The sequence below is a fragment of the Xenorhabdus yunnanensis genome, assembly GCF_028598805.1.
GTDB lineage: Bacteria > Pseudomonadota > Gammaproteobacteria > Enterobacterales > Enterobacteriaceae > Xenorhabdus > Xenorhabdus yunnanensis.
Map to the genome: position 1 here is coordinate 1 of NZ_JAQRFI010000092.1, position 5,643 is coordinate 5,643.

Here is a 5,643-nt window from a genome sequence, read left to right on the forward strand (position 1 = left end):
ATCCCCGTCAAGGTAGGTACGGTGCAGATAACATAATGTCCCTTTCGCATCGGTCACCAGTGCCCAAAGCGCTTGCAGTTTTCCGTTACGAACAGGCTGTTCGGGGCAGTATTTCACGTTGTCGGCGGGCAAAACATGAATGCCCCGGCTGCGCAGATAGGCTTCCCCCTGCGTGCCTTTCAGGTGAGATAAATTAGGGTAACAGGCAGTGACTTTATTTCTGAATTTGGTGATATTGGTCTCTTTTTTCACTACGCTGCGCTTGTCTGACTGGATACCCAGCAACAGATCAATCTCGTCCGCTAATGTCTTGTAGTCTTTCCCCTGCGTCAGGGTGAGTAACTTCCAACCGTCCCCCGCATTACAGGTGCAGATAAACGTCCCCCTGCCATCCCGATCATCAATGCGGAATTTGCCTTTCCGCCCACAGATTGGGCACTTCCCTTTAAAGTGGTTCTTGCCTGTCACCGGAGGCAATTTGTAATAAGCAAAGATTTCAGGCCAGCGACCAACAACGGCCTCGGTCGTTTTTATTCTGTTCACTGTGTGTCTCCCTGATATGGCTGAATTGATAACTGGTCACGGATATCGCGCACCTTCTGGCGGGCTACCTCAAGGCGCATTGCCTGCTGTTCGTGGCTGGGCGGTTGCACTTGCTCCGATTTCTTGCGGGATTTTGCCCAGGCAATCTGTTTATGCTTGATGAAATTGTTAACTTCGGGTGTCAGTTCCTGCGGTATGTCATGGAGTCCGCGAGGTTCGACGCCGAACTTCTCTTTAAACGTATAGAATACCCAGCCGTTACTGATCGCCTTACCCTGTGAAGCGCGCTGGTTCTGGTAGTACTTCAATTGTGAGTAGAAACTTTGCTTTTCAGCCTGTGTGTAGATGCGCTCTTTCTTACTGAGCTTTTTGATGGTTCGACTGGTATCGACATCAATGTCTTCACCCACCAGCGGCTTAAAGTCACACTTCGGACAGACATAAACCCCGGCAGGCTTCATGTAGTGGCAGGACGGGCATTCTTTGGGTAATTTTTCCCGTTTTTCCTGTTCCCGGTAACTGTCACGGGTTTTCATGCCGTCATTCTTACGGGGCAGTTCGTCATATTCGATGTCATCGGGGTAGCCGAGGCGGTGAACCGTGCCGGAGTGATCGAAGATAAGGCAGGCTTCTTTGCCCGGCGCAGTACGCAGGCCTCTGCCAAGACATTGAGTCCAGCGGATTTCTGACTTCGTAGGTCGGGCGTAGATGATGCAACGCACATCACTGTCAAAACCCGCGATCAAGGTGCCCACATTCACAATGACTTTTGTTGCACCCTGCTCAAAGCGGTGAATGATAATCTGGCGTTCTTCATGGGGGGTCTGCGCTGTAATGATATCGGCATTGATCCCTGCGCGATTAAACTCCACAGTCACGAAGTTGGCATGGCTGACCGTCACGCAGAAACAAATGGTCGGCTGGTTATTACCATTCGCCAGCCAGTTGCTGACAATATCGCCCACCAAATCTGCGCCACACATGATTTCGGCAATCTCATCTTCTTTGTAATCACTGCCGTATTCAGTACTTTGATTGCTTTTCACACCGCTTAAGTCGGGCTTGGTTGGCGCATAGAATTCATACTTGCTCAGATCCCCGCGTTGAATCAGTTCTTTCATCGTGGTGGGCTTAATCAGTTTTTCGTAGTAAGCCCCAAGGAACGGCGCAAAGGGTGTACCGGATAACCCGATCACCGGAATGTCACTGTCACGGATAATTTCCAGCAGCCGCTTACGGCGTAAGTGCGCCTCGTCGATAATCAACAAATCGATATTGTCCGGGAATTCACGGCGGATAATGGTATCGGCCGACGCAATCTGAATGAGTCGGGTTGGGTCATAGTTTGGATGGTCACGCCAGACGTAACTGATTTCGTGCGCTGGCAAGCCATAATCAATAAAACGGGTTGCAGTCTGGTCTACAAGGATCGTATACGGTACACAGAACATGACACGCATTCCACGGGACACATAACCGTCAGTAACGAAAGCCGCTAGCCCTGTTTTGCCTGAACCTGTGGGACTATACACCATGAAAGTACGGTGCTGTTTCCAGTCCTGACGCAGCATGTTTAAAGCACGCTCTTGGGCAAAGTTGGGGGTAATGTTCAGCATTCTTTCGCCCCCTGTTTATTTTCCTGCGCTACCGTGCGATAATTTTGTGCAGGTAACTTTTCGTTAGTGCCGACTGCAAGAACCGAATCAAGCGCGCTCGTCAAAGTTTCGCTGTTCGGTTTCTTGCTTCCTTTGATTTTCAGTTCGTTTTTCCACTCATTGATAATCCGCTTACTGTCTTCGGCGTGCTCACGTGCAGGCATATTGCTGTACTGGCACGCATAATCGATTTCATGGAAGTACGGGTTTGTTATTGCCGGGGCGACAATGCCAACGGCGCGTTTAACGTCTTCGTCAGTCGGTACGCGATCAAGGTATTTATTGAGCGTCAATGCGCCAGTATCTGCTAAGTACTCAGTGATTTTTTTCAGTTGCTTAACCGCACGAAAAACGTCTTTTACGCTGTCGTTATTCGCTGACGGCATCACTTCACCGTCGATCACCTCCCCGTCAATGAACAGCGGAATGCTGTCGATAAATGCGCCACGGCTGAGGAATTTGTTAACCTCGGCTGTCGTGATGATCGGGTATGCCTTGACTAATCCGAACAAAGTTACCGCCATTGCCCCGTCATTCCATGAACTCTTCCCTTTGCCGTTTCGGATAGCGGCAATCAGTGCATCCTGATGTTTCAAACCCAGCAAATCGTAATCACCGACCACGATGTAGTGAGTACTCAGTGCTTCCAGATTTACGGGCTTTGTGTGGCTGTTGTGTGGTTTGTGTTCCTTCCGTGCTGGTGCGTTTGTTTTGACCATTGCTGTCGCTTCCGCTTCTGACATCCCCGCTGCCACTAGTTCAGCCACGACGCGTGCTGGTTTCCAGTTAGCAAAAGCACGGTGTTTTTGGATGATCTTTTCTGCCTTTTCTTTTTTGATAATCATTCTCATTTAGTCCAAAAAAAATAGGGGGGTTCTTATTTAGTACTTTTCGTGACTGCCAGTTTTTTTTGGCTTTCCCCCACTTTGATAATTATTCTCACTTGGCTGTTTTTTCATGCTCAGCCCTAGTGATCCCCTAACCTCCATTCCACAGCCAGAAGACACAGCCATTTTCGGTGTTACCTGCCTGTCTCCTGCCCTGAAACAACTCCTGAATTGGGCTTGTCCTCTGGCTGTGCTTTCGGGGCTAACATCGGCTCTTCGGTATAACCTTTCATCGATCTGTAATTCTTTTTGAAGAACAGTCTGAGCCATGTGTTAGCAGCCCTAGCCCCTGTGTTATCCCTGCGATGCGGCACAGGATCTTCATCCCGCCGAAGTTTGTAGACATGGGCGTATTTATCCCTCGCGTATTCCCTTGTGGTTGAGTTCATCGCGGCAAGAATCTTTTGAATCCATTCCGCGTCACCCGGATGATAAATTTCAGGCATTATTACGTTGTGGATTTGGTACATGATTTTTCCTATAAAGTGATGCGTCATATTTGAGAGCGCCGTTCGTGATTCTCTCCAGCTTTAACGCTGCCTTCTCTGGAATAATTGACCTCCAATGAGACACCGCTTGATCACTGACACCCAATGCTCTGGCTGTTTTTCTTTGTGAGCCATAAAAATCAACTACACTTGATTTATACATATGGTTATAATCTAGTTAAGCTAAACTACTTTAATTTCAAGTTTAATTGAAATAAAACCCAAAATTCAAGTGAGATTTGATATGAATGACAAAAATGAAGAAACGATGGGGCAACGTATTCGCCGCAGAAGGAAGGAGCTAAACAGGACCATGATGGATATTGCTAAAGAGATGAATGTGTCGACGGCTGCTGTATCCTTGTGGGAGCGCGATGAGTCATCTATCTCGGGACAAAGGATTAATCAATTATGCAAAGCATTGGATTGCTCTCCAATTTGGCTTCTTAATGGAATTGAACACCTAACGGCCAGTACAAAAGGGGTTGAAAATAAATACACAAAATATGAAATGGAGAAGTTAGATAATATTTTCAATATACTACCTAGAGAGTACAGGCTTAAAGTTGTTGAATACGCTCAAAACCTTTTAGATGATTACTATGCAGACATGTCAGCAAAAATAGATATGATTAAGTCCATGAAAATGAAAGAATAAAAACAAAATTCAACTTAAATTGAAAATTAACTTTATTTTTAAATTAAACTTGAATAAAACTAGCTCCACGAACCAACGGAGGTAGTCTTATGAAAAGTAATTCTTTTGCGGGTAGTTTAGAATCAGCATCACTTTGTGTATCGCAGATAGAATTTCTGCACAAAATGTCTGTACAGCAAGATAGCTCCAATCGCCACATCCTAGATATTCTTATTTTGGATGTTCTACAAAAACTGAAAAGCCAGCTACATTTTTACCACTCCACTACTGAGAGTAGTTGCGAATCCAACCCTATAGTCTCATCCAAATCAAGGGTTGGAGGTGGCTATTCTCTCGAAGAGGCTCATCAAATAATCCAAGATTCGGAATCAGGTGCACAATCACATTCCGAACTTAGATCGAGCACTTCCCCCTAATAACTAAATGAAATAAACCATGAAAACCTTTATCTTCGGCGCAATAGAGCGAGCTAACACAAAACAAACACGCCCTATATGTGTTAGGACTCAGGCAAGTGACAGGGAAGAAGCAAAAAGGTTACTGGCTCCTACATATGTAATCTTTGGCTGGATGGGACAAATAGTTAATCGTAACTGAAATAAACAATATTAATTTTGAGGTGAATAAAAATGAATACATCAACAAGTACTTCTGCATTATTGGCAACTGAATGTAGAAAAGATTATGTTCATTACCGTCATTTGGCTAACCTATTTTCTCCTCGTTCTCAAGACCGTAATTTCTTCAATAAAAAGGCTTGGTTGCAGCGTAAAAAAATTCGTGATTGGTCTGCTGTTTTAGTCAAACAAAGTAAATTTATTTCTGCTTGTAAAAACTATGGTTTTGATGTGATTGAAGTCGGCGATACTAAGTACGATATTTTCAAAGGTAATAAATTTATTGCTACTGCTTTCTATGACAAACACACTAATAGAGTGTGGGATAGTTATAATTGTGTTCATCATTTAAATGATTATGTAAGTAAAATTCATTCTGAATATAATTAATTACAATCTATTTCCGATTGAATTATGGTGAATTGATAACAATCAAGGAATTAAACATGATAAATAAACTACAAGCAGCCGTCGAAATTGCAGAAGAAATTGAAGCCTCAATATTTCCCGTAGTCACTGCAACTCAGAATGAAGCCGAACCGGATACTTATTTAATGTGTCGTGGCATGCAGCGTCAAATAATTAATTTAGCTCAGCGGTTAAGGGACATAAATAAAGAATATATTATGGAGGGTGTAATTGATACATGTTCTAATTTAGATATTGAATTAGAGCTATACCAATCTAACTTGAAGATGCAGGTTTTAAAATCTGAAAATTGTCAGTCAGTCGAGTCGTCAGTTCTTTCGCTTTTTCTGGCAAAGTGACATGAAAAAAGTGACGAAGGGTTTCACG

7 protein-coding genes and 1 pseudogene are annotated in these 5,643 nt (G+C 44.2%); 2 read left to right on the forward strand and 6 right to left on the reverse strand.

Features of this window, described 5'->3' with window-relative positions; all coding sequences use genetic code 11:
* From PSI23_RS19990 to PSI23_RS20010, 5 genes are all read right to left on the reverse strand, one after another.
* Positions 1 to 543: DUF7146 domain-containing protein (locus tag PSI23_RS19990; RefSeq protein ID WP_273556717.1), on the reverse strand; the 543-nt coding region annotated here is incomplete at its 3' end.
* Positions 540 to 2,159 (reverse strand): DEAD/DEAH box helicase, encoded by a 1,620-nt coding sequence (locus tag PSI23_RS19995; RefSeq protein WP_273556718.1) that lies wholly within the window; start codon positions 2,157 to 2,159, stop codon positions 540 to 542. The genes PSI23_RS19995 and PSI23_RS19990, both read right to left, overlap by 4 nt.
* The gene (locus PSI23_RS20000) at positions 2,153 to 3,043 is read right to left on the reverse strand and encodes a hypothetical protein (protein ID WP_273556719.1); all 891 of its coding nucleotides are present in this window, start codon (positions 3,041 to 3,043) and stop codon (positions 2,153 to 2,155) included. Before PSI23_RS20000 ends, PSI23_RS19995 begins: the two co-directional genes overlap by 7 nt.
* Before the next feature lie 176 nt (positions 3,044 to 3,219).
* Positions 3,220 to 3,555: a hypothetical protein gene (locus PSI23_RS20005; protein WP_273556720.1), complete on the reverse strand. Its 336-nt coding sequence runs from the start codon at positions 3,553 to 3,555 to the stop codon at positions 3,220 to 3,222.
* Positions 3,524 to 3,736 (reverse strand): Cro/CI family transcriptional regulator, encoded by a 213-nt coding sequence (locus tag PSI23_RS20010; RefSeq protein ID WP_273556721.1) that lies wholly within the window; start codon positions 3,734 to 3,736, stop codon positions 3,524 to 3,526. Before PSI23_RS20010 ends, PSI23_RS20005 begins: the two co-directional genes overlap by 32 nt.
* Positions 3,737 to 3,817: 81 nt before the next feature.
* On the opposite strand from PSI23_RS20010, the gene PSI23_RS20015 reads away from it, so the two are divergent.
* Positions 3,818 to 4,231 (forward strand): helix-turn-helix domain-containing protein, encoded by a 414-nt coding sequence (locus tag PSI23_RS20015; protein WP_273556722.1) that lies wholly within the window; start codon positions 3,818 to 3,820, stop codon positions 4,229 to 4,231.
* Positions 4,232 to 4,860: 629 nt separating this feature from the next.
* Positions 4,861 to 5,238 carry a hypothetical protein gene (locus PSI23_RS20020; RefSeq protein WP_273556723.1) on the forward strand — a complete coding sequence of 126 codons (378 nt, stop codon included), beginning with the start codon at positions 4,861 to 4,863 and terminating at the stop codon, positions 5,236 to 5,238.
* Positions 5,239 to 5,532: 294 nt separating this feature from the next.
* On the opposite strand, the pseudogene PSI23_RS20025 reads toward PSI23_RS20020, so the two are convergent.
* A pseudogene (locus tag PSI23_RS20025) lies at positions 5,533 to 5,643 on the reverse strand (IS630 family transposase); the annotation flags it as partial.